General features: G+C 43.8%; 21 protein-coding genes. 13 read left to right on the top strand and 8 right to left on the bottom strand.

Annotated features, from left to right (window positions below; translation table 11 throughout):
• Window positions 1-130: 130 nt before the first annotated feature.
• Window positions 131-1225 (bottom strand): DNA-processing protein DprA, encoded by a 1095-nt coding sequence (dprA, locus tag B9A91_RS21190; RefSeq protein ID WP_084241066.1) that lies wholly within the window; start codon window positions 1223-1225, stop codon window positions 131-133.
• A 149-nt stretch (window positions 1226-1374) separates the two neighbouring features.
• Here dprA and B9A91_RS21185 point away from each other — a divergent pair, with 149 nt between their 5' ends.
• A complete protein-coding gene (locus B9A91_RS21185) occupies window positions 1375-1743 on the top strand; it encodes a BlaI/MecI/CopY family transcriptional regulator (RefSeq protein ID WP_084241065.1) in 369 nt (122 codons plus the stop codon).
• Complete coding sequence (locus tag B9A91_RS21180) at window positions 1740-2894, top strand: M56 family metallopeptidase (RefSeq protein ID WP_084241064.1); 1155 nt, start codon at window positions 1740-1742, stop codon at window positions 2892-2894. Before B9A91_RS21185 ends, B9A91_RS21180 begins: the two co-directional genes overlap by 4 nt.
• A gap of 12 nt (window positions 2895-2906) precedes the next feature.
• On the opposite strand, the gene rsmG is transcribed toward B9A91_RS21180, so the two are convergent.
• A complete protein-coding gene (rsmG, locus tag B9A91_RS21175) occupies window positions 2907-3539 on the bottom strand; it encodes a 16S rRNA (guanine(527)-N(7))-methyltransferase RsmG (RefSeq protein WP_084241063.1) in 633 nt (210 codons plus the stop codon).
• Window positions 3530-4687, bottom strand: coding sequence for a glycosyltransferase (locus B9A91_RS21170; RefSeq protein ID WP_317043352.1), 1158 nt, complete (start codon window positions 4685-4687; stop codon window positions 3530-3532). The genes rsmG and B9A91_RS21170 overlap by 10 nt, the downstream gene beginning before the upstream one ends.
• 152 nt (window positions 4688-4839) lie before the next feature.
• Between B9A91_RS21170 and tgt the strand changes: the two genes are divergently transcribed.
• The 5 genes from tgt (at window position 4840) to B9A91_RS21145 (ending at window position 11506) form a co-directional block, all read left to right on the top strand.
• Window positions 4840-5970 carry a tRNA guanosine(34) transglycosylase Tgt gene (gene tgt, locus B9A91_RS21165; protein WP_084241062.1) on the top strand — a complete coding sequence of 377 codons (1131 nt, stop codon included), beginning with the start codon at window positions 4840-4842 and terminating at the stop codon, window positions 5968-5970.
• Complete coding sequence (locus tag B9A91_RS21160; RefSeq protein WP_200815705.1) at window positions 5971-7074, top strand: LptF/LptG family permease; 1104 nt, start codon at window positions 5971-5973, stop codon at window positions 7072-7074.
• A 1-nt stretch (window position 7075) separates the two neighbouring features.
• A complete protein-coding gene (locus B9A91_RS21155) occupies window positions 7076-7969 on the top strand; it encodes a DMT family transporter (protein ID WP_084241061.1) in 894 nt (297 codons plus the stop codon).
• A gap of 453 nt (window positions 7970-8422) precedes the next feature.
• The gene (locus B9A91_RS21150; protein WP_084241060.1) at window positions 8423-11233 is read left to right on the top strand and encodes a TolB family protein; all 2811 of its coding nucleotides are present in this window, start codon (window positions 8423-8425) and stop codon (window positions 11231-11233) included.
• 3 nt (window positions 11234-11236) lie between these two features.
• Window positions 11237-11506, top strand: a complete 270-nt coding sequence (locus B9A91_RS21145) for a LapA family protein (protein WP_084241059.1) — start codon at window positions 11237-11239, stop codon at window positions 11504-11506.
• Window positions 11507-11587: 81 nt separating this feature from the next.
• Here B9A91_RS21145 and B9A91_RS21140 read toward each other — a convergent pair whose 3' ends face one another.
• Window positions 11588-12754 (bottom strand): O-succinylhomoserine sulfhydrylase, encoded by a 1167-nt coding sequence (locus tag B9A91_RS21140; protein WP_084241058.1) that lies wholly within the window; start codon window positions 12752-12754, stop codon window positions 11588-11590.
• A 74-nt stretch (window positions 12755-12828) separates the two neighbouring features.
• Complete coding sequence (gene ispE / locus B9A91_RS21135) at window positions 12829-13632, bottom strand: 4-(cytidine 5'-diphospho)-2-C-methyl-D-erythritol kinase (protein ID WP_084241057.1); 804 nt, start codon at window positions 13630-13632, stop codon at window positions 12829-12831.
• Window positions 13633-13998: 366 nt separating this feature from the next.
• Between ispE and B9A91_RS21130 the strand changes: the two genes are divergently transcribed.
• The 6 genes from B9A91_RS21130 to B9A91_RS21105 all read left to right on the top strand — a co-directional run bounded on the left by B9A91_RS21130 (window position 13999) and on the right by B9A91_RS21105 (window position 21577).
• Window positions 13999-14817 carry a hypothetical protein gene (locus tag B9A91_RS21130; protein ID WP_159451759.1) on the top strand — a complete coding sequence of 273 codons (819 nt, stop codon included), beginning with the start codon at window positions 13999-14001 and terminating at the stop codon, window positions 14815-14817.
• 148 nt (window positions 14818-14965) lie between these two features.
• The gene (locus B9A91_RS21125) at window positions 14966-15760 is read left to right on the top strand and encodes a thymidylate synthase (RefSeq protein ID WP_084241055.1); all 795 of its coding nucleotides are present in this window, start codon (window positions 14966-14968) and stop codon (window positions 15758-15760) included.
• The gene (locus B9A91_RS21120; protein WP_084241054.1) at window positions 15757-16242 is read left to right on the top strand and encodes a dihydrofolate reductase; all 486 of its coding nucleotides are present in this window, start codon (window positions 15757-15759) and stop codon (window positions 16240-16242) included. Before B9A91_RS21125 ends, B9A91_RS21120 begins: the two co-directional genes overlap by 4 nt.
• A 113-nt stretch (window positions 16243-16355) precedes the next feature.
• Window positions 16356-19328, top strand: a complete 2973-nt coding sequence (gene secDF, locus B9A91_RS21115) for a protein translocase subunit SecDF (RefSeq protein WP_084241053.1) — start codon at window positions 16356-16358, stop codon at window positions 19326-19328.
• Between the two features lie 82 nt (window positions 19329-19410).
• The gene (locus tag B9A91_RS21110; protein ID WP_084241052.1) at window positions 19411-20736 is read left to right on the top strand and encodes an NAD(P)/FAD-dependent oxidoreductase; all 1326 of its coding nucleotides are present in this window, start codon (window positions 19411-19413) and stop codon (window positions 20734-20736) included.
• Window positions 20714-21577 (top strand): hydroxymethylglutaryl-CoA lyase, encoded by an 864-nt coding sequence (locus B9A91_RS21105; protein ID WP_084241051.1) that lies wholly within the window; start codon window positions 20714-20716, stop codon window positions 21575-21577. Before B9A91_RS21110 ends, B9A91_RS21105 begins: the two co-directional genes overlap by 23 nt.
• On the opposite strand, the gene B9A91_RS21100 is transcribed toward B9A91_RS21105, so the two are convergent.
• From B9A91_RS21100 to fbaA, 3 genes are all read right to left on the bottom strand, one after another.
• A complete protein-coding gene (locus B9A91_RS21100) occupies window positions 21574-21999 on the bottom strand; it encodes a GNAT family N-acetyltransferase (protein WP_084241050.1) in 426 nt (141 codons plus the stop codon). The genes B9A91_RS21105 and B9A91_RS21100 overlap by 4 nt on opposite strands.
• Complete coding sequence (locus B9A91_RS21095) at window positions 21977-22471, bottom strand: low affinity iron permease family protein (protein ID WP_084241049.1); 495 nt, start codon at window positions 22469-22471, stop codon at window positions 21977-21979. Before B9A91_RS21095 ends, B9A91_RS21100 begins: the two co-directional genes overlap by 23 nt.
• A 109-nt stretch (window positions 22472-22580) precedes the next feature.
• Entirely contained in the window at window positions 22581-23660 is a 1080-nt protein-coding gene (gene fbaA, locus B9A91_RS21090; protein ID WP_084241048.1) for a class II fructose-bisphosphate aldolase, read from the bottom strand.
• Between the last annotated feature and the right edge of the window lie 112 nt (window positions 23661-23772).

Here is a 23772-nt window from a genome sequence, read left to right as displayed (position 1 = left end):
GATTGGAATTTTATTTACAAAGTAAAATTCAAACTATAATATCAAAATATCTAAAAATACAAAATAATATTTTAATCTAGTATTCTAATAGAATAATAACAAATGAAAATATGGCCTGACGGAAAATATGCTAATTCAGTTTGTACATTTTACCCGGTAAAGAAACTACAATCCCTTTCATTTCCAGGCTCAGTAATTGCATGGCCAGCCTGCTTTGACTTAGGCCAGACCGGGTACTGATCTCATCTACCGCCAGGGTGGCCTCCTTTAAAAGCCCCACAATTTTGTGCTCCTCTGCAGAAAGGTCGATGGCCATTTGCAGTTGTGCACCTATCTTTTCGGGCAATTCCTCCTCCCATCCCAGGTAATAAATCAGATCTTTGGCATGCGCAATCAAAGCCGCCCTATTGGTCTTGATCAGAAAATTACAACCTTCGGAGTACTGGTCGCTTGTCCGGCCCGGATAAGCGTATACATCCCTGTTATATGAATTTGCAATATCAGCAGTGATCAGCGCCCCGCCCCTGGCTGTCGCTTCCACCACAATGGTAGCATCTGCTATACCCGCAATAATCCGGTTCCGTTTCGGAAAATTCTCTTTATCGGGAACAGTGCCCGGTAAAAATTCGGTCAGAAGGCCCCCGTTCAATACCATTTTCTGGGCGATAGGCTGATGTAAGGGCGGATAAATCCTGTCCAAACCATGTGCCATAACCCCAATCGTAGGAATATTTAATGCCAGGCTTTCTTTATGCGATGCCACATCTATGCCATAGGCCATTCCGCTTACTATAATTACATTGTATGGGGCCAGGGTTTCTGCCAGTTCCCTGCACAGTTTCCTGCCGTATTCTGTAGCCCTCCTGGTACCAACAATGCTGATGATCCGGGGATGGTTTAAATCGGCAGTACCCTTATAATACAATACCACCGGTGCATCATTACAGTTTTTTAATCGCCTGGGGTAATTGTCATCCGTATAAAAAAACACCTGTATCTTGTGTTTCTTTATAAAAGCAAGCTGCTTTTCTGCTGCCTCCAGCGCAGCTTTATGATTTAAGATCTCAGCAGCAGTGACTTCTCCTATTCCCTGGATTTCCATCAGTTCACGCTTGCTTGCCTTAAAAAGGGCCTCTGAAGTACCAAAATGATCCAGTAATTTCTTTGCAATGACGTCTCCTACACCCTTGACAAGAGTAAGAGCTATGTTATAAATTAAACTCATAGGCTAAGTTATGGAGTTTAGCTACTTACAACCACACAAACAAAATTAATCATCTAATTATCAGCGTATTAAAATTAAACTACAAAAATAGTTTTAAAACTATAAAAATAGTAGTAGCTTTATACTAACCTTAAAAAGAAAATACAACAATGAGAGAACTTACAAAAGCAGAGGAGCAGGTAATGCTGATTTTATGGGAGATAAAAGAAGGTTTGGTAAAAGATGTGATTGATAAAATGTCGCCGCCAAAACCAGCTTACAATACCGTATCTACCGTTATCCGGGTATTGGAAGGTAAGGGTTTTATAGACCACAAAGCCATCGGGAATACGCATATCTACTTCCCTCTGATCAGTGAGGACCAGTATAAGCATTTTGCGTTCGACAAAGTGATGAACAATTATTTCGAAAATTCTTATCAAAGCCTGGTATCCTTCCTGGTAAAAGAAAAAAATATGGACATGAACGAGTTGGATGAGTTGATCCAGCTGGCAGAAAAACTTAAAAACAAAAAATGATGAATACCTTATATTATTTACTGGAAGCCAATATATATTTAGCGGTATTCTACGGTTTTTACAGGCTGTTTTTATACAGGGAAACCTTTTATACGCTAAACAGGTATTACCTGATTGCCACAACAGCCCTTGCTTTTGCCCTTCCCCTGCTCCAGCTCGGCTATCTGTACAATTTAATTGGCCGGAATGCTGCAGAACAGGCCAGTACTGAAATTACAAAAATAGCTATACAACCCTACCCCGATCTTAATTTAATGGTGTACAGCTATATAGCTATCGCTGCTGTATTTCTGATCAGGTTCCTGATCAACCTCAGCCACATCATTCTGCGGGCATTTCAAAATCCAAGAACCAGGAAAGACAATGTCGTGTATATAGAATTGCCCGGTTCAGAAACAGCATTTTCATTTTTTAAATACCTGTTTATCAACCCTCAGGCGGCAGATAAAAGCACCATTATCAGACATGAACTGGTACACATTCACCAGAAGCACAGTGCCGATATCGTATTCTTTGAAATCATCCGGATCCTGGGCTGGTTTAACCCTGTTACCTATTTCCTAAAGAAAGACATCAAACTTTTACACGAATACATTGCCGATGAAGTCACAACCGGTACAGTTCAGAAGCATGAATACGCAATGTTCCTGATCCAGAATTCATTTGGAGTTGTGCCAAACCAGCTCACTAATCAAATATTCAATCAATCTATATTAAAAATGAGAATTAACATGTTAAACAAAAAAAGATCAGCAGGACGGGCAAGGCTCAGACTTCTGCTGGCACTGCCGCTTGCAGCTGGAATGCTCTGTGCATCTACCATGGCTTTTACCAAAGATTACACTACGGTAGACCTGTACCCCGAGAAGTACAAATCAGTAAGCTCAGCCAATCAGGATACCTTGAAAAAGGTAGCACCCCCTTCTCCACCTGCACCACCTAAACCTAAAAAAAGGAAATCCGAGACTGTAGAAGTGAAAACGGTCAAATTTTCCCCTCCAAAAGTGGTTCGGAATAAAGAAGGAAAAGTAGTGGAAAGAAAGATAAAATTCCCTCCGCCAATAGTTAAAGCAGATAAAAAGAATGAAAATGAACCACCTCCACCGCCACCTGTTGAGGTAATAAAAATTCAGGAAATAAAGAAAAATTAAATCAGATTTAACTTACTGCGGAATGTAAACCACGTATTTGGTTTCAAAAAACTCTTCTTTAAAATAAGCTGAAAGCGGATATAGTTCCGCTTTTAGGCGTGATTCAGCAATCTCTTCGGCCAGGTCTCCACCCTTCAGATAAAGAATTCCGTTGGGAACTGCATTTTTAGATTCCTTATTGAACTTTCCTTTTATCCAGGGATAAAAATCAATCAAGCGTGTAACTGCCCTGGAAACCACAAAGTCATATTTATCCGTAACCTGCTCTGCCCTCAAATGACTGGCTTTAACATTTTCCAAACCTAAAGCAGCAGCCACTTCTGTAACTACCTTAATCTTTTTCCCTATAGAATCGACCAGGTGAAACTGCGTATCCGGGAACAAAATAGCCAGTGGAATTCCAGGAAACCCACCCCCGGTACCTACATCCAATACCTTTTCGCCCGGCTTAAACGTACAGAATTTAGCAATTCCCAGTGAATGCAAAATATGGCGTTCATAAAGCTCATCAATATCTTTCCTGGAAATCACATTGATCTGCGCATTCCAAAAACTGTATAAACTATACAGCTGGTCAAACCGGGCAATCTGCTGCTCCGTAAGCCCCTTGAAGTATTTCTGTATTAACGTTGATTTTATTTCCACTGTACTTTTTTAACAAATATAGACAGAATGCTATTAAAGACTAAAAAAATGAACAATAGCAAGTCCAAAATTGGGAACCACCAGCTCAAATCACCGTAATTGAGCCTTTTCAGCAACCTTGGATAAACAAAACACCTGATCAAAATGCTCAATACCAGGATGGTCAAAGCTGGATACAAGGTGGTTTTAAAACACAATCCGGCAATCAGCAGCACATAAAAAAGGAATTGCACCACAATCTGCAGCGATAAAATAAACTTATGCTTAGGCTTATACAATTTCCCGGCACCGAAATGACGTTTTTTCTGCCGCAAATAAGCCTTCAAGCTGCTATTCGGCTCAGTCCATACATAAGTATCTTTATGGATCATTATGGTTGTATTGCCATTATGGGCATGTGCATTTACAAAAAGATCATCATCGCCAGAAGGGATGTGCATATGCGCGGCAAAGCCTTTATTATTGAAGAAAAGCGATTTTTTGTAGGCCATATTCCTGCCCACACCCATATATGGCATACCTTTTAAAGCAAAAGACAGGTAATTAATTGCTGTAAAAAAAGTCTCAAAACGGATCAAAGCATTCAACAAACCTCTTTTTTTCAAATAAGGCGAATAACCCAGCACAATCTCGGTCTGCTGTTCATCAGGCTGCTGCATACCCAATAACCAGTTCGGCGAGGCCGGCACACAGTCTGCATCCGTAAATACCAGCCAGTCGTACGATGCCGCTTTTATCCCCATGGTTACCGCAAATTTTTTACCCGCAATGAACTTGGTACCCTCCGTCACGGTAACTACCTTAAGCCTTTTATACTGCTTTGCCATGGTTTCCAGCAATTCATGAGTCCCGTCCCAGGAGCGGTCGTTCACCACTACAACTTCGTAATCAGGGTAGTTCTGTTCCAGTACAACAGGAAGGTATTGTTTAAGATTTTCCGCTTCATTGCGTGCACATATGACCACACTCAGGGGCTTTCTGGCCGATTGCGGGAGATCACTTACCTGTACAACTGCCAGTTTAAGATGTACAAACAGGCTAAAATATAGCTGCACCAGGAAACAAAAAAGTAAAATGCTGAGCAGGACAATCCCAAAATCTCCGATATGCGCTACGCGCTCCAAACGCTCTAAAAAGGTTAATTCCACGATGTATTTTTGAAGGGGTCAAATTTCTGGTTTTTAATCTGTAATGTTCCTTTATGTTGATAAAAAATTTAACCCTTTAATCCTGCGATTTTTGCTATTTTTGCCGGGATTTTAAGGAACGGATTAAAATTTGATCCGCTAAACACACATAGATGAAATTTAATTTAGAGGCAGCCGATCAGCATTCGAAAGCAAGAGCAGGTACAATCACTACAGACCACGGCGAAATACAAACACCTATTTTTATGCCTGTCGGGACTGCAGGAACGGTTAAATCCATTAATCAGCAGCAGCTCAAAAATGATGTCGATGCCAAAATCATCTTAGGGAATACCTACCATTTATATTTAAGGCCAGGTCTGGACATTCTGGAACGTGCAGGTGGCTTACACCAGTTTATAGGCTGGGACAGGCCCATTCTTACCGATAGTGGTGGTTACCAGGTATACTCCTTAAGTAAGGTAAGGAAGATCAAAGAAGAAGGCGTAACGTTTCGTTCGCACATCGACGGTTCCAAACACCTGTTTACACCAGAATATGCCATGGATATCCAGCGTACCATCGGGGCCGACATCATTATGGCGTTTGATGAATGCACGCCTTATCCATGTGATTACAAATACGCAGCAAATTCCATCAACATGACCCACAGGTGGTTAAAACGTTGCTGTACCCGCTTCGACACCACCGAACCTAAGTACGGCTTTAGCCAAACCCTGTTCCCTATCGTACAGGGATCCGTTTATAAAGACCTAAGGATCAAATCGGCTGAATTTATTGCTGCTATGGACCGCGAAGGCAATGCCATCGGAGGATTGTCTGTAGGCGAACCTGCGGAGGAGATGTATGCCATGACAGAAGTGGTATGCGACATCCTTCCCTACGAAAAGCCACGTTATTTAATGGGGGTAGGCACACCCATTAACATCCTGGAAAACATTGCATTAGGCGTAGATATGTTCGACTGCGTAATGCCCACCAGAAATGCACGAAATGGTATGCTTTTCACCAAAAATGGGATCATCAACATCAGCAATAAAAAATGGGCCGATGATTTCTCACCTATAGAAGCAGATAGCGATTTGCTGGCCGACCAGGTGTACACCAAGGCTTACCTGAGGCACCTTATGCACTCAAAAGAGATGCTCGGCGCCCAGATTGCCACACTCCATAACCTGCATTTTTACCTTTGGCTGGTTAAAACCGCACGCGAGAAAATCATAAACGGCGAGTTTTCCGCCTGGAAAAACAAAATGGTTACTATCTTAGGTAATAAATTATAGATGCGCATTATCAAAGACAGGATTAAAATTTTAGATTGGTACATCATCAGCAAGTACCTGGGTACGTTTTTATATACCCTTACGCTGTTTGTGGTGATCATCATTATTTTCGACCTATCCGAAAAGCTGGACGACTTTCTAAGCGCGAACCTTAGCTTCTGGCAGGTTGTTTCCCTGTATTATGCCGGTTCTATACCTTATTATGTAAACATGCTCTCGCCCCTGATTAACTTTATTGCGGTTATATTTTTTACCGCTAAAATGGCCGATCAGACCGAGATTGTACCCATTTTAAGTGGAGGGGTAAGCTTTAACCGCTTCCTGATGCCTTATTTTGTATCCGCATCCATCATTTTTGCGGTCAACCTGGTCTCCAATTTATACATCCTGCCCTATACCAATCAGCTCAAAAACAGCTTCGAAAATACCTATGTAAAGAAGAATGACCCCTCCAGCAAAAGCAACATCCACATGAAACTGGACAACAACACCTATATTTACATGGACAATTTCGACAACAAAACCAAGGTGGGCACCAGGTTTTCACTCGATAAATTTAAGGGGGATGAGCTGACCAAAAAGCTGGTTGCAGATGAGATCAGATGGGATTCCTTAAAACGCTCATGGAAGCTCAGCAACTACTCTGTAAGAGATGTAAACGGCCTTAAAGAAACTTTTACAAGCGGCTCTGCACAGGTTAAAGATACAGTGCTCGACATGCGTCCTGATGATTTTTCGGCCTATGATAACATCTTTGAGAACCTGAGCAACAAAGAACTTTCAGAGAAAATCAGGAAGGAAAAGATACGGGGTTCAGGCATCTGGAACGACCTTTTATTCGAGAAATACAAGCGCTATTTACACCCTTTATCGGCCTTTGTGCTTACCCTTATCGGCGTAGCTTTGTCCTCCAGAAAGGTACGTGGCGGGGTCGGGCTCCCATTGGGAATCGGCATTTTATTAAGTTTTGCTTACATAGTATTTAACCAATTCGCAAAAATGTTTTCGCTAAAAGGCGGCATGCCGCCCCTTTTTGCGGCCATTGCACCCACACTTTTCTTCGGTTTACTAGGCTTATATCTGCTCAAAAAAGCACCAAAATAGCATGTCCAAAGGTCCGGACAGCCCCATAAAAAACCTTATAATTTTACACCTCACCGTGTTCATCTGGGGCTTTACAGGGATACTTGGTGCCTTAATATCCGTAAATGCGGTACAAATGGTATGGTACAGGGTACTGATTGCCGCCATTACCCTTTTCATGTACTTTAAGCTCAGTAAAACCAGCCTCAGGGTAACAAAAAAGCAATTTTTACAATTCTTTTTTATAGGCAGCATCGTTGCTGCACACTGGATCCTGTTCTTCCATTCCATCAAGGTTTCCACTGTCTCTGTTACCCTGGTATGCCTGTCATCCATCACGCTTTTTACAGCAATATTGGAACCGCTGATCAGAAAACAAAGGATCAGAACAACCGATATTGCGGTCGGACTGATCATCATTTCGGGCATTTACCTCATCTTCAAATTCGAATCGCAGTACACAACAGGTATCATTTTCGGGCTTCTGGCAGCCCTTACAGCCAGCCTTTTCAGCTCAATAAATGCTACCCTGGTGCAAAAAAGCAACCCCATAATCATTGGTTTTTATGAAATTTCAGGGGCCTTTTTCTGGATCACTTTATACCGTTTGGCTGATGGAACACTGGTCACAGAGTGCTTCAATCTGAGTGTCAGCGACTGGCTTTACCTGGCTTTCCTGGGCACCGTTTGTACCGCCCTCGCCTACGTTGCAGCGGTTTCTGTAATGCGTACTTTGTCGGCCTTCAGGGTAGCGCTCATCACCAACCTTGAGCCGGTATATGGCATCCTGCTTGCCTTCATTTTCTTTGGAAAAAGAGAGGCCATGTCGACCGGATTTTACCTCGGCGCCACCCTGATCCTGGCCGCCGTATTCCTTTATCCGGTCTACAAAAAATACAAAAAACACGAGCAATAAACCGACAAATACCAGGCTACAAATCCGGCTATTTTCTGAGCTTACCGGTTCCGTTTTTCAGCAGGGAAGGGGAGGCTGAAAGAGACAAAGAGTACGCAAAATCAAGCGGCATTCCGGGCTAAAAAAGACCAGATTTTTCATCAGAAAAACCACACATAAATCCTAGGATCCGTATACAAAATCAAAAAATGCTTTGTAAAATTTGTTTTATTTCTCGGGTAAATAGTGTACCTTAATTGTATAATTTAAGGTGCAGCTGGAACAAGGGATTGAAAATAAAAAAACGGCTAAAAACACCATTAAAAACCTAAAAAATACATTAAACTTAAAAAAACAAAAATACACTTAACAATATATATATCAAATAGATAAATACAATTACATAAAATAAAAGATAAAATAAAATCAATCCAAAAAAAATATAAAAACTAATAATTTTAGCAAACACAATAAATGAAGATAAATAAATACAATAAAACTTTGATAATCAGCATTAAAACAGCTTTAATATTAAGTTTTATTTCACAAACAGTTTTTTCACAGATTTTCAACGAAGAGCAAAACCCACTTAGTGTAAAATGGCGTCAAATTAATGCCTCTGGATTCAAAGTCATCTATCCTCAGGAAATGGAAAAAGAGGCACAAAGAATGGCCAATACCCTACCCCATATTTACCCCTATGTAGGCGGCAGTCTGGGCAGGCAAAAAACCAGCATCCCGGTACTGCTCCAAAACCGTGGAGTGATCGCAAACGGCTTCGTTCAGCTGGGCCCAAAAAAGTCAGAATTTTACACCACCCCACCGCAGCAGTTCGACAGTCAGGACTGGCTCAACAACCTGGCCGTTCATGAGCTCCGGCATGTGGCCCAGTTCGACAAACTCACCGGCGGCAAGGCACACCCTTTTCCGGAGGAAGTATACCTGGCCTGGTTCGGCGCGAGCCTCCCGATCTGGTTCTTTGAAGGCGACGCCGTAAGTACCGAAACCTCACTCACCAATGCCGGTCGCGGAAGGCAGCCGTCCTGGATCATGCCTTACCGGGCAGCCCTTCTGGAAGGCCGGGATTTTTCTTACAGCAAAGCAAACTTCGGATCTGAAAAAGACATCACCCCGGACTACTATCAGCTCGGCTACCTCATCGCCTCCAACATCCGTAAACAGGAAGGCCGGAATATTTTCGACAGCGTACTGACCGACATCCGTCGCCGCCCCTTCCGTCCCTACCCATTTTCCAACACACTCAAAAAATTAACAGGACATGGCAGTCACAACTGGTTCAAACAAACCAATACGCTGATCAAAGAAAAATGGACGGAGCAGGCCGCAAAATCTTCTTCCGAAAATTACAGTCCGCTCAATGCAACAGCAAGCTATGCCAGCAGCTACTTCCTGCCGGTAAGAATTGACGAAAACAGCATATTAACTTTAAAGCAAAGTAAGGCCGACGTACCACAGTTCATTCTGATCGATAAAAACAAAAAAGAAAAACACCTGCTCAACATCGGCCGGCAGGAGCAGCCCTGGTTCAGTTATGCCAACGATCTCATCGTATGGGATGAGGTACGTTACGACCCGCGCTACCGGCAGCGCAGCTACAGTGTCATCTGCAGCTACAACCTTAAAACCGGAAAAACAAAAAAGCTGAGCAGCCGCAGCAGGCTCTTCTCCCCTTCGCTCTCGTCCGACGGCAAAAAGATCATCGCCGTAAGCTTCGACCTTAGCAACCGCTGCAACCTGGTAGAACTGGATGCCAATACTGGAAAACTGCTTTACACCTATCCCAACCCTCAAAACCTGATCCTGCAAACCCCCGCCTTTGACGCCAGCGGAAATACGGTGGCCTATATCAGTGTAACGGAAAAAGGAAAGGCCATGTGGACCAGCAACCGTTCCGGTCAGCGCCAGCAGCTGATCCCCAATACGCAACAGCAAATTACAAGACCAGTATTCATCAGCGACCAGATCGCATTTAACGCGCATTACAGCGGAGTTGACAACATTTACAGCATAGATATCAAAACAAAAAAGATAAGCGCTCTGAGCGCAGCAAAATACGGCGCTTTTAATCCGTCGTTCAGCAAAAATTCAAAAACAATAATTTTTAACAACTACACAGCATCCGGATACCAGGTTGCCGAAACCACCATCAATGCCCGTCAAACCGGCGCCAGCAATTTTGTGTTTTTTGGCGAGGCCGCCGAAAAACAGGAACATACCGGAAACGTGTTTTCAAAAATCCCCGACAGCACCTACACCTCCAAACCCTATGGCAGGTTTGGCAATCTGTTCAATGTACACAGCATCATCCCGATTATTGAAGACGAATACCAGTTTGGCCTGCAGCTCAACTCCAACAACCTGCTCAGCACCTTCAGCAGTTTTGCCGGCGCACAGTACCATCGCGACCTCAACCGTTTTGAGTACAACGCAGGCTTTGTATTGAAAAGTTTTTATCCCATCATCAGTGCCACTTATAGGAACCGGCCAAGAAGAACATTTTACAGCACCAACAGCGGCATATACCAGGGCGACTGGCGCGAGAACAACATACAGCTGCAGGCATTACTGCCCATCAGCCTCAATACCCTGGGCAGCACCTATAGCTTCTCCTTAAAAACAGCCACCAGCTTTACCAAAAGGTACCAGCCCCAAAATATGCCGGCCAATTACATTTCCACACTAAGGTTCCCTATGGAATACGGCTTCACCTTTCAGCACAGCATCCGCCAGGCCGAACGTGACGTGGCACCGCGCTGGGCACAGATTTTAAGGACTACCTATTTGCACCAGCCATTCGACAAACAACTGGATGGCAGTCTATTTGCCGGAGAAGCTTTCTTTTACTTTCCGGGCCTTTTCAGGAACCATTCTTTCCTGGCCAATTTCAACTACCAGCATGCAACAGGCGTAAGAAAGTACGAAAGGGAAATTAACGCTGTGTATGGCTACAACAACATCAGGGCAATGAGCATGCTCAAAAACACGCTGTTGTTCAATTACAGGTTTCCCATTGCCTTTCCTGATGCCGAGCTAGGCCCCATTGCCTACATCAGAAACCTCAGGGCCGGTATATTCTGTCATTACGAGAACATTGGCACCGAAACCAATCTGGGAGAACCCAAAACCTATGGATTTGAACTCCGAAGCAACATGAACGTACTGCGTTACCAGCCAAATGTAGAAGTTGGCGGGAGATTTGTGTTTGTCAATAAAGTTTACAACCAAAACCCTATATTAGAACTAATTTTAAACTATAGCTTTTAAGTCATGCGCAGCAAAACCGTCTTCATCATCATCTTTACAGCACTCATTACTATTTTTTTAATGATCAATACAGACGCAGTTGAATTCAACTTTATCTTTGTTAAGAAAGACATTTCCAAGCTGCTGGTGGTGGGTGTATGCACTTTTGTGGGCTTCGTGCTGGGCTTCTGGGCGGGCCGCCCTAAAACTACCGTAAGTTCTTACGACCGGGAAATTGACCAGCACGATAACAAGAACAAGCTGAGTGACGAAGACAGGGATTACATCCAGTAAGCCTCAACCTTATAAAAAAAGGCCTGAGCTCAATTTGAACTCAGGCCTTTTTTATGTGGTTATTTTTATGCCAGAATTTACTTAAGCCAAAGCCTGCTCGATATCCGAAATGATGTCGTTGATATGTTCCAGGCCAATCGATAACCGGATTGTCCCCTGCTCAATGCCCACCTGCAAACGCTCCGCTTCGCTCAATTTAGAGTGCGTACTGGTTGCCGGATGTGTAGCAATAGACCTCGTATCGCCCAGGTTGGCCGAAATAGAGAACATCTTCAGTTTATTCATGAAGCGGCCGGCCGCCTCAACACCACCATTAATCACCAGGGTTACAATCCCGCCCCCCTGTTTCATTTGTTTTTTGGCAATTTCGTACTGAGGGTGCGAAGGCAGAAAAGGGTACATCACTTTTTTGATGCTGCTGTGTGCTTCCAGAAATTCAGCAACTTTCAACGCATTTTCGCAATGCCTGTCCATACGCACAGCCAGTGTTTCCAGGCTTTTAGACAAAATCCAGGCATTAAAAGGCGACATGGCCGGACCACTATGCCTTGCAAAACCTTCAATTTCCTTGATGTGTTTTGCAGAACCCAGGATAACCCCGCCCAGCGTACGGCCTTGTCCGTCTATAAATTTAGTTGCCGAGTGGATAGAAATATCCGCACCCAGCTTTATCGGCTGCTGCAGGTATGGCGTAGCAAAACAATTGTCGACCACCAGCATAATGCCATTTTTCTTTGCCAGTCCGGCCAGCCATTCCAGGTCAATAATGTCGATGCCCGGATTTGAAGGCGTTTCCACAAAGATCATCTTTGTATTCGGCCTGATCCCTTGCTCCCACTCCTCGGGTTTGTCCAGATCAGCATAGGTGTAGCTGATGCCCCATTTAGGAAAAATATTGTTGAGCAGCTGGTGCGTAGAACCGAAAACCGAACGGCTCGACAGTACGTGGTCGCCAGACTGCAGGAAAGTCAGAAAAGTTGTAAATATGGCCGCCATTCCGCTTGCCGTAACCCATCCCGCTTCTGCACCTTCCAGTACAGACAGCTTAGTGATCAGCTCATCTGTATTCGGATTTGCATAACGGCTGTAAACATTGCCTTCCTTTTCGTTGGCAAACAGGGCGCGCATATCCTCCGCATCGTCAAATTTGTAGCTCGATGTCAGGTACAACGGTACCGAGTGTTCTTTAAATTGGGTTCTTTCAGCTTGTAGGCGTATGGCCAGTGTTTCAAAATTCTCTTCCTGCATTGTATTTATTGATAGTTAATCTCTCTTTTGTATCATTTACAGCGTTATATCTGCCGGCGCCAAAGCTTATCCACTTAAACACCATAAAACACTTTGTTGTCTTTTTCCAGTTCCGGCAAACTAACCTTCCGGTTAAATATGCCATATACACAGGAACCGCTGCCGCTCATTAAGGCAAACAATGCCCCCGATTGATACAGCTTGCTTTTAACCTGCTCAATTTCCGGATAACCTGAAAAAACAGAAGGCTCAAAATCGTTTTCAAGCTGCCCCTTCCATTTCTCTACAGGCAAATGTATTAAATCTTTTATCGATCTGCGAGGGCTTGCGGGCTTTATTCCCGCATAAGCAGCTGCTGTAGAGACATGCACAGGTGGTTTTGCCAACACAAGGTGATAATTTGACAAATCTATTGCGATTGGCTCAAATTCATCACCCTTACCAAAAGCAAATGCAGGCTGGTTTTCAATAAAGAAGGCACAATCGGCCCCCAGCTCCCTGACGTAATCCTGCATCGCTGCAACAGAAAGGCCGAGTTTGAATTTTTCATTGACCAGTTTGACCAGATGGGCAGCATCCGAAGAGCCTCCGCCAAGCCCTGCACCAACCGGAATATTTTTTAACAGGGTAATCTGCTGCGCTGGTAAACCGAAATCTTTTCTCAATACATTGAAGGCCTTTAGACAAAGGTTATCCTTCGCCGCCCCGGGCACATCAATACCCTTTACCACACAGGTGGTTTCCTTTGCATCTGTAATTTCAACAACATCGTTCAGTTTTACCGGATAAAAAATGGTTTCGATATTGTGGTAACCATCACTCCTTTTCTCCGTAATATTTAATCCAAGATTGATCTTGGCATTGGCAAAAGCAAGCATGTATTCTGCATTTTAACGTTCGCAGGCAAACTTACTAAATTTCTGAATGGCTTTGCTGTGGCAGCTGACATTTGAATTTCTGGCGCTATAATTGTGATAGTCAACTGAATACTGACCACTCCGATATTTTCCTTTACAGAAAATAAAGCTGATGTCTATGTATGTTTGGTTTGTGCCTGATATGCGCCTGAGGTGAGTCCGTGCTGACTGCGCCATGAGTCCGCGGTGAGTCCGCCTTTTTTTGGGAAAAAGGCGGACTCACCGCACATGGAATGCATCTTCAACCTGTAATCACCTCAGGCGCATATCAGGCACAAACCAGGTTCTTCAAACAGAGGAACGGCCAAATATTTAACTTAAATGAACATGGGTAAATTCGATGGAAAACACCTAACAGGCCTGATAGGCCCGGTAGTAAGCAGAAGGGGCAGAAACGGAATGACAATTTTACAAACTGCTCCCCGTAAATTTAAACAAACAAAAGCGACAAAACAAGCTGCCAATTTATTTGGATTGGGCAGCACACTGGCAAAAGCCATCCGCAAGGATTTGAACATGCTGATCCGGAGCCATTACGATGGCGATATGATCAATCGCTTTAATAAGCCGGTAAAAGAAGTCATCAGACAATGTTATAACCCGGAAACGCAAAAATTCAATTTTTCCGAAGATAGCTTCTCGAGACTTACAGGGGCTGAATTCAACATCAGGTCTCCGTTGATCAACAGTTTATGGGTTAGGCCCGAAGTACATCTGGACGGCAATACCCTCAAAATAAACCTTCCTGAAATTACAACAGATGAGCAGCTCAAGTTTCCGCTCAGGGCAAATGTTTGTGAGCTAAAGATTGCAGTTACGCTTATTGCGCCGGAACCGGGCTTACGCACCTATCCGTTGCAGCAAAGCATCACCATCAGCAAAACACAAGAGACCGTTCCGGCGCAGGAGTTTGTTTTTGAAGTGCCTGATGGCTGTTTATGCGTTGCCGGCATTGGCCTGAATTATTTTTCTCTGCAGGACAACATCAAAACTGTGATTAACGGCCCTGCTTTTAATCCGGCCGGAGTATGCGGCGCAGTGATTAGCCCCGGGGCATTTGTGCTTCCCCCACCCGAAGTTGTGCCTAATGGTAAAAAAGCCTCGGTTTGGTCGGATATCCACAAGCTGAAACTCCCGCGTAATTAAACTGCCTGACCAATGTTGCCCTAGCAGCACCCAGTCCTGAAAAGCCGGGTGTTGAAAAAAACGGATAGTAACGGAACAGTGATTGGTACCCGACATTTTATAAGTACACATTTATGCGTACTTTTGCATACAAGTACTCTGTAAATATATGAAGCAATACTTAGATCTGATGCAGCATGTGCTGGATCATGGCACGCAAAAGCACGACCGTACCGGAACGGGAACCATTAGCGTATTTGGTTACCAGATGCGTTTTAACCTGCAGGAAGGTTTTCCAATGGTGACGACCAAAAAGCTGCACTTAAAATCGATCATCCACGAGCTGATCTGGTTTTTAAGCGGCGATACCAATATCAAATACCTCAAAGATAACGGCGTGCGGATCTGGGACGAATGGGCAGATGAAAATGGCGACCTGGGCCCGGTTTATGGTTCTCAGTGGCGTTCATGGCCTAAACCAGATGGCGGATATATAGATCAGATTGCGCAGATTGTAAACACCATTAAAAACAATCCCGATTCCAGGAGGATCATCGTATCGGCCTGGAATGTTGCAGAGGTAGAAAATATGGCGCTTCCGCCATGCCATGCTTTTTTTCAGTTCTATGTGGCTGATGGAAAATTAAGCTGCCAGCTGTACCAGCGCAGTGCCGATATATTTTTGGGCGTTCCTTTTAATATTGCCTCCTATGCCCTGCTGACCATGATGGTAGCACAGGTATGCGGACTGCAGTATGGCGATTTTATCCATACCCTTGGTGATGCCCATTTGTACAACAACCATATGGAACAGGCTAAACTGCAGCTAAGCCGGGAACCGAAGCAATTACCGCTAATGGAAATCAACCCTGAAGTTAAAGACATCTTCGGTTTTAAATATGAAGATTTTACGCTTAAAGACTATGATCCGCATCCGCATATTAAAGGAGTGGTAGCAGTATGATCCTTTCTATAGTTGTTGCCATTGCCGAAAACCATGCCATAGGAAAAGACAACCAATTGCTGTGGCACCTGCCTGCAGATCTGAAGCATTTTAAACAAATCACTACCGGCCATACCATTATTATGGGCCGCAAAACCTATGATTCTATAGGCAGGCCCCTGCCCAACAGGCGTAACATTGTAATTACAAGAACGCGGGGGTTGGAGATACCTGGTGTCGAAGTAGTGAACCATCTGGATGAAGCAGTAGCGCTTTGCAGTACCGAAGCTGAAGTATTTATTATTGGCGGGGCCGAAATCTATAAATCGGCCTTAGCCCGTACCAACCGCATTTACCTGACCAGGGTACACAAAAGCTATAATGCAGATGCTTTTTTTCCTGAAATTGATGCCGGCATCTGGGAAGAGACCAATATTGAAAGGCACTTACCCGATGAAAAAAACAGCGTAGCTTATACTTTTTCGACACTTCTACGGAAATAACTGAGCCTCTATAATAAAAAAACAATAAGGTGGCCTATTAATTAAAAAAATAATTAGATTTGCCGACTTGTTAAAAAAATATATAGCAGATATAGACTAATTATTACAAACAAATGCAGGGTAAAGGTTTTATTAAATTTATGGCAATACTTTTGGGTATTGTCTGTGTGTATTCTCTCTCATTCAACTTTGTTACCTCGAAAGTGGAAAGAGACGCAAAAGCTTATGCTAAAGGAGACGTAGAAAAAGAAAAAGCTTATTTAGACTCGATGGCCACTGTGCCGGTTTATCCGCTTTTTGGTTTTAATTATCAATTCTGTAAAGCAAAAGAAATTAACTTAGGGTTAGACCTTAAGGGCGGTATGAACGTAACGATGGAAATATCGTTAGGTGAACTGGTAAAATCATTAGCCGGCAATACCGATGATGTTAATTTTAACAAGGCCTTATCGAACGCCCAGCAGCAACTGAATGCAGGCGGAAAAGATTTCATCACTTTGTTTGTAAATGAATATGAGAAACTTGCTCCAGGTAAACAACTGGTAGATTTCTTCTCTAACCAGGACAATGCAAAACTGCTAAAGCCAAATGCAAGCAACAATGAAGTAAAGAGCTTTTTGTCTAAAGAAGCCACCAGTGCAATCGATCGTTCGTTCATCATCATCAGAAGCCGTATTGATGGTTTCGGTGTGGTAAGTCCGAACATGCAGAAACAGGAAGGTACCAATCGTATCCTGATCGAGATGCCGGGTGTGCAGGACAAAGACCGTGTGCATAAATTACTGCAGGGTTCAGCTGAATTACAATTCTGGCAAGTGTATAGCAACCAGGATGTGTACCCTGTAATGGAGAACATCAACAAAACGCTTGCGCTTACCTTAAAAGATACTACTGCCGTTGCAACAGCCGCAAAGGATACTGCTGCAAAAAGCGGAAGTAAACTGGCCGGACTGGCAAAAAAGACAGATACCAAAGATTCGGCCAGCGTTAAAAATAACGAAGCTGTAAAATCCAATCCTTTATTTGCGGTATTACAGCCTCCAACCTACCAGAGCGAAAACGGACAACAGGCTTTGCGTCCTGGACCGGTTGTTGGTTTTGCAGCACAAAAAGATACTGCCAAGGTAAATGCGTTCTTCAGAAGACCTGAGATCGCGGCTATCATTCCTCAGACTTACAAATTCATGTGGAGTGTTAAACCTGCTGACCTTGGTGTAGCCAATACCAGCAAAATTTTCGAACTGTATGCCATTAAAGTTTCTTCTTTAGATGGCAAGCCAGATCTTGGTGGTGAGGCCATCAGCGATGCCCGTGCTGATTTTGGTCAGAACGGTAAACCGGAAGTAACCATGTACATGACCGGCGATGGTGCCGCCAAATGGAAAAAAATTACCGCAGAAGCTTCTGCAGATGTAAACGATAAAAAATCCATTGCGATTGTTTTAGACAACACGGTTTATTCGGCACCAACGGTGCAGAACGAGATTCCTAACGGCATTTCCCAGATCACCGGTAACTTTACACAAAACGATACACAGGATTTAGCCAACATCTTAAAAGCAGGTAAACTGCCTGCCCCGGCAAGAATTGTTGGAGAGTTTGTAGTAGGACCTTCATTGGGTGAAGCTGCGATCCACAATGGTTTGCTGTCATTCGTACTTGCCTTTGTGGTGATCCTGATTTTCATGGCCCTGTATTACAACAAAGCTGGTTGGGTAGCTAACCTTGCTTTGGTCATCAACCTGTTCTTCATTATGGGTGTCCTGGTATCACTGGGTGCGGTATTGACTTTACCTGGTATTGCCGGTATCGTATTGGTAATCGGTTTGTCGGTGGATGCGAACATCCTGATCTTTGAACGGGTAAGGGAAGAGCTGAATTTAGGTAAATCTACTCCTGTTGCTATCAAAGAGGGCTTTAAACATGCGATGTCTTCTATCATCGACTCAAACGTAACCGTACTGGTATTGGGTGTAATCCTTTACATCTTCGGCAGCGGTCCTGTTCAGGGCTTTGCCACTACCCTTTGTATCGGTATCCTTTCTTCTTTATTCTGCGCCGTACTGATCTCACGTTTGGTATTCGATACGCTGCTGGAGAAAAAAGCGAACATTACTTTTGGCAACAAAGCAACCATCCATGCATTTAAAAACATTGCCTTCAACTTTGTTGGGCACAGAAAATTATACTATACCATATCTTCAGTAATTATTGTTCTAGGTTTTATCTTCTACTTTAAAAATGGCGGATTGAACCTGGGTATCGACTTCAAAGGCGGACGTACCTATATCGTTCACTTCGATAAAGCAATGCATACAGAAGATGTAAAAGCGCAGCTTTCAAGCGTATTTCCTGAGTCGGAAACCATCGTTAAAACAGCTGGTGCAGACAATGAGTTAAAGATCACCACTACTTTCCACATTACTGACTCTGACATACAGGCAGATAAGATTGTAGAAAATGCTTTAAAGGCTGGTCTGGCTAAAACAGGCGTAAAATATACCATTGAAAGTAATGAGAAGGTAGGTCCTATCATTGCGAGCGACATTGTATATGGTGCTTATGGAGCCATCCTGTTCTCCTGCCTGGTGATGTTCATTTATATCGTGGTAAGGTTCAAGAAGCTGAACTATGGTTTAGGTGCGGTTATCGCCTTGTTCCACGACGTATTGCTGGTACTTTCATTCTATACCATCTTAGATGGTGTGATGCCTTTCTCTTTAGAGATTGGCCAGGACTTTATCGCAGCGATCCTGACCGTTATGGGTTACACCATGACAGAAACGGTAGTTGTATTTGACAGGATCCGTGAGAAGCTGGCAGAACAAGGTAAAGAAGATTTGCACGGAAAAGAAAGAGAAAACCTGATCAACTTTGCGCTGAACAGTACACTGAGCCGTACTATCCTGACTTCATTAACAGTATTCTTTGTATTGTTGGTAATCTTTATTTTCGGCGGTGCCAGCATCCGCGGATTTATTTTCGCCCTTTTGATTGGCCGTATCATTGGTACCTATTCATCATTGTGTATCTCTACCCCGATTGTACTGGACCTTGGAGAAGCCAGAGTGAAAAACAAAAAATAAGTAATTACAAACCCGTGATAAATAAAGGCACCCTTTTTGGGTGCCTTTTTGTTTGTTATGTATATTTACTTAAATCAAGATCATGGAGCAACATTTCCCAAAGGGCAACAGACCAAGAATAGTTATTGTAGGCGGTGGATTTGGAGGGATTGAATTGGCTAAAAAGCTGCGCAACAAACCGGTAGACGTGATGATGCTGGATAAGCACAACTACCACACCTTCCAGCCCCTGTTGTACCAGGTGGCAACAGGAGGCCTGGAGGCAGACTCCATCGCTTTTCCTCTGCGTAAGATTTTTAAAGGACAGAAAAACCTGACTTTCAGGGTTACAGAAGCACATCAGGTGAACCCTGAAGCCAATACCATTGAAACTTCCATAGGTGTGATTGAGTACGATCACCTGGTAATTGCAACGGGCTCTACCAGTAACTTTTTCGGGCAGGCAGAAATAGAACACAATGCCATGCCCATGAAGTCGATTCCTGAAGCCCTTAACCTGAGAAGCCTGATCTTACAAAACCTGGAAGCGGCGCAGATTGCGCCCGATCCACTGCATCGGGCACAGCTGCTCAACTTTGTAGTGGTAGGTGGCGGCCCAACCGGTGTGGAAACTGCCGGGGCATTGGCCGAACTAAAAAAACACGTGCTTAAAAATGACTATCCAGATCTGAATATAGACGATGTGAACATCTACCTGATCGAAGGATCACCTGAACTGCTGGGTGCCATGTCTGTACAGGCACAGCAAAAATCAGCCGATTTCCTTAAAGAACTGGGGGTAACCATCATGAACAATGCCCGCGTATCGGGCTACGATGGCGCCATGTTGAGCCTGGTCGATGGGCAGCACATCCCTTCATCCACCGTAATCTGGTCGGCCGGCGTTAAAGGCGTGGTTTTAGATGGCCTGAACACCGAACATGTGGTAAGGGGAAATCGGCTGAAAGTTAATGAAATTAACCTGGTTGAAGGTTACTCCAATATTTACGCCATCGGCGACGTGGCAGCCATGATTACAGAAGAATTCCCTAACGGGCATCCGGGCGTAGCCCCGGCGGCAATACAACAGGGTAAGTTATTGGCCAGAAACCTCATCAATATCATAGAGAAAAAACCCATAGAACATTTTAAATACTTCGACAAAGGTGCCATGGCCACAGTCGGCAGGAACCGCGCAGTGGTAGACCTGCATAAGATCCGTTTTCAGGGGGTATTTGCCTGGTTTACCTGGATGTTCGTACATTTGATGACGCTGGTGGGCTTCAGGAACAAACTGGTGGTATTTGTAAACTGGGTATGGAGTTATTTTAGCTACGATAGGGGTACCAGGCTGATCATCCGCCCATTTTTTAAGGAAAAAAGTATAGACGACGAACTAGCAGTACATGAAACAACAAAAGCCGGTTAAATTAGTTGAATGCCCAAGGGATGCCATGCAGGGCATCCATGATTTTATACCTACCGATATTAAAGCTGCCTATATCAACCTGCTGTTGAAAGTTGGTTTTGACACCATCGACTTCGGTAGTTTTGTATCGCCAAAGGCTATCCCCCAGCTACGGGACACGGCTGAAGTTCTGGCAAAGCTTGATTTGGATAATACATCGTCAAAATTGCTGGCCATAGTGGCCAATTTAAGGGGTGCAGAAACCGCTGCGATGTACCGGGAGATCAGTTACCTTGGCTTTCCTTTCTCTATCTCAGAAACTTTTCAACAGCGCAATACCAATTCCAGTATAGTACAGTCTGTGGATACGGTAAAGCAGCTGCTGGAACTATGCGATAAACAAAATAAAACTGCGGTGATTTATTTATCAATGGGTTTTGGAAACCCTTATGGGGACGAATGGAATGCAGAAATCGTAGAGCAATGGGCAGATCAGCTGGTGGGTCATGGTGTGCGTATCCTGGCCTTGTCGGACACCACCGGGGTCTCTTCGCCCGAGAAGATAAAATCCATTTTACCAGGCTTACTGGAGCGTTACGAGGACGTAGAAATTGGGTTACACCTGCACAGCACGCCCAATACCCGCCATGAAAAAATACAGGCGGCTTACGAGACTGGCTGCAGGCGCTTTGACAGTGCCCTGAAGGGTTTTGGGGGCTGTCCTATGGCAACGGATGATTTAACCGGCAACATGGCTACTGAAGACCTGATCAGCTATTTACAGGCACAAAAGGAACCCTTAGGCTTAAGTATGGAACACTGGCAGGAAGCAATTGATTACTCCTCCAAAGTATTCCTCTAGGCTTTTTTTACCATTTTCATGTGCTGTATACCGGCTTCCTCAAACTGCTCCCCCTCGGCAATGAAGCCAAATCTGGAATACAGGCGCATGGCATCCAACTGCGCGTTGAGGTAAATATAATGGGCGCTTTCCGGCAGATCAGCAAGCGCAGCTGCCACCAGGGCCTGTCCTATCCTTTTGCCACGGAACTCCTTTAGCACGGCAAAACGCTCCAGCTTATACCCAGCTTCTGTTTTACGCCAGCGGCAGGCACCGCAAGGTTCCCCGTTTATTTCAGCCAAAAAGTGTATCGATTCCTCTTCATTTTCCCATTCCAGTTCGGGCGGACAATTCTGCTCTTCTACAAACACCTTTTTTCTTACCGCAAATACCTTTTCCAGTTCCTCCTTGGTTTTTACCTTATTTACCAGTAGTGCTTCCATGATTTTTTGTCAATATGGTTTTTACTTTTCTTTTAATTTGATGGATTTCTTCAGCAGCATCTATGGAATGTGAACAGTGAATATCATTTTCCTTTTTTGCCAGTTCAGCAAGGGCGACATAAAATTTATGCAGCTGATCGAGTTCTGCTTCTGTCAGGTCTTCAATATCTACCATCCTGTTACTGGCTCTTTCATGCGCTGCAATCAGTTCATTCAGTTTCAGCTGGATGGCTTTTCCATCCTTATTCTGTGCTTTCTGGATTAAAAAGACCATCAGAAAAGTAATGATAGTGGTTCCGGTATTGATAACCAGCTGCCAGGTTTCCGAATAATCAAACAGGGGACCTGTTAGTGCCCACACCAGTACTATCGCAGTAGCGATAAGAAATGCCGGGGAGCTGCCGGTAAATTTGGTTGCCGCATTGGCAAAACGTTCAAATAAACTGTTGTTATTTTCTTGCTTCTTTTTCATAAACCTGTACGATCAAGCTAAAGGTCATCATTATTTAGGCAACTACCTAATGAAACAAAAAAAGCCGCACCATAGTTTTGGTGCGGCCGTTCAATAAATCCGGTAACAACTACAGCTTGTCGCTGGCGTTGGTACAGTTCAGATCATCGAATGCCTGTTTTAAGCGGGCAACAAACTGCTCTTCGCCTTTGCGCAGCCACACACGGGGATCGTAATATTTTTTATTAGGCTTATCCTCTCCGTCCGGGTTACCGATCTGCCCCTGAAGATAAGCTTCATTGGCTTTGTAATAGTTCAGCACACCTTCCCAGAATGCCCATTGCATATCAGTATCGATATTCATCTTAATGGCGCCATAAGAGATTGCTTCCCTGATCTCTTCCTGAGAAGAGCCAGAACCACCATGGAACACAAAATTGATAGGTTTTTCGGCAGACAATCCAAATTTTTCTTTAATGTAATCCTGTGAATTTTTAAGGATTACCGGCTGTAATTTCACGTTTCCTGGTTTATAAACCCCATGTACGTTACCAAATGCAGCAGCTACTGTAAATTTATCACTTACTTTGCTCAGTTCTTCATAAGCATAAGCCACTTCAGAAGGCTGTGTATATAACTTAGCGCTATCCACATCACTGTTGTCTACCCCATCTTCTTCACCTCCGGTTACACCCAGCTCAATTTCGATGGTCATGCCCATTTTAGCCATACGTGCAAGGTATCTGGCAGAGATTTCCATATTCTCTTCAATCGGCTCTTCCGAAAGGTCGAGCATATGCGAAGAAAACAGTGGTTTACCATGTTCTGCAAAAAATTTCTCACCATGGTCCAGCAATCCATCTATCCAAGGCAGCAGCTTTTTAGCTGCATGGTCGGTATGCAACACCACGGCCACACCATAGTGTTCTGCCAATAAATGAACGTGTTTAGCAGCAGAAACGGCTCCTAACACACAGGCATTTAAATTATCATTATTTAATGTTTTACCTGCATAAAATTGCGCCCCGCCATTAGACAGCTGGATGATAACCGGTGAATTAACCGCTTTTGCAGTTTCCATCACCGCGTTAATGGAATTGGTTCCGATAACATTAACTGCAGGTAAAGCAAACTGATGTTTTTTTGCCTGTTCAAACAATTCCTGAACGGCATCTCCGTAAATTACGCCTTTATAGCCTTTTAAACTCATTATTTTTAATTTTAGATACGCCGAAGTTATGAAAATTATGGGTTTGGGCAAATTAAAGTTATGCTAAACTTGCGCAGGGTGTTCTGATTTTTTTTTGTTTCTTTGTACTCGC

It is taken from the genome of Pedobacter africanus (assembly GCF_900176535.1).
Taxonomy (GTDB): Bacteria; Bacteroidota; Bacteroidia; order Sphingobacteriales; family Sphingobacteriaceae; genus Pedobacter; species Pedobacter africanus.
Note: the sequence above shows the minus strand (reverse complement) of the source record. Positions and strands in the feature narration are given on the sequence as shown.

Bases quoted from the DNA above. Each gene is read 5' to 3' on its own strand.
- dprA (WP_084241066.1), bottom strand. From the start codon at position 1,225: ATGAGTTTAATTTATAACATAGCTCTTACTCTTGTCAAGGGTGTAGGA.
- B9A91_RS21185 (WP_084241065.1), top strand. From the start codon at position 1,375: ATGAGAGAACTTACAAAAGCAGAGGAGCAGGTAATGCTGATTTTATGG.
- B9A91_RS21180 (WP_084241064.1), top strand. From the start codon at position 1,740: ATGATGAATACCTTATATTATTTACTGGAAGCCAATATATATTTAGCG.
- tgt (WP_084241062.1), top strand. From the start codon at position 4,840: ATGAAATTTAATTTAGAGGCAGCCGATCAGCATTCGAAAGCAAGAGCA.
- B9A91_RS21160 (WP_200815705.1), top strand. From the start codon at position 5,971: ATGCGCATTATCAAAGACAGGATTAAAATTTTAGATTGGTACATCATC.
- B9A91_RS21155 (WP_084241061.1), top strand. From the start codon at position 7,076: ATGTCCAAAGGTCCGGACAGCCCCATAAAAAACCTTATAATTTTACAC.
- B9A91_RS21150 (WP_084241060.1), top strand. From the start codon at position 8,423: ATGAAGATAAATAAATACAATAAAACTTTGATAATCAGCATTAAAACA.
- B9A91_RS21145 (WP_084241059.1), top strand. From the start codon at position 11,237: ATGCGCAGCAAAACCGTCTTCATCATCATCTTTACAGCACTCATTACT.
- B9A91_RS21140 (WP_084241058.1), bottom strand. From the start codon at position 12,754: ATGCAGGAAGAGAATTTTGAAACACTGGCCATACGCCTACAAGCTGAA.
- ispE (WP_084241057.1), bottom strand. From the start codon at position 13,632: ATGCTTGCTTTTGCCAATGCCAAGATCAATCTTGGATTAAATATTACG.
- B9A91_RS21130 (WP_159451759.1), top strand. From the start codon at position 13,999: ATGGGTAAATTCGATGGAAAACACCTAACAGGCCTGATAGGCCCGGTA.
- B9A91_RS21125 (WP_084241055.1), top strand. From the start codon at position 14,966: ATGAAGCAATACTTAGATCTGATGCAGCATGTGCTGGATCATGGCACG.
- B9A91_RS21120 (WP_084241054.1), top strand. From the start codon at position 15,757: ATGATCCTTTCTATAGTTGTTGCCATTGCCGAAAACCATGCCATAGGA.
- secDF (WP_084241053.1), top strand. From the start codon at position 16,356: ATGCAGGGTAAAGGTTTTATTAAATTTATGGCAATACTTTTGGGTATT.
- B9A91_RS21110 (WP_084241052.1), top strand. From the start codon at position 19,411: ATGGAGCAACATTTCCCAAAGGGCAACAGACCAAGAATAGTTATTGTA.
- B9A91_RS21105 (WP_084241051.1), top strand. From the start codon at position 20,714: ATGAAACAACAAAAGCCGGTTAAATTAGTTGAATGCCCAAGGGATGCC.
- B9A91_RS21100 (WP_084241050.1), bottom strand. From the start codon at position 21,999: ATGGAAGCACTACTGGTAAATAAGGTAAAAACCAAGGAGGAACTGGAA.
- B9A91_RS21095 (WP_084241049.1), bottom strand. From the start codon at position 22,471: ATGAAAAAGAAGCAAGAAAATAACAACAGTTTATTTGAACGTTTTGCC.
- fbaA (WP_084241048.1), bottom strand. From the start codon at position 23,660: ATGAGTTTAAAAGGCTATAAAGGCGTAATTTACGGAGATGCCGTTCAG.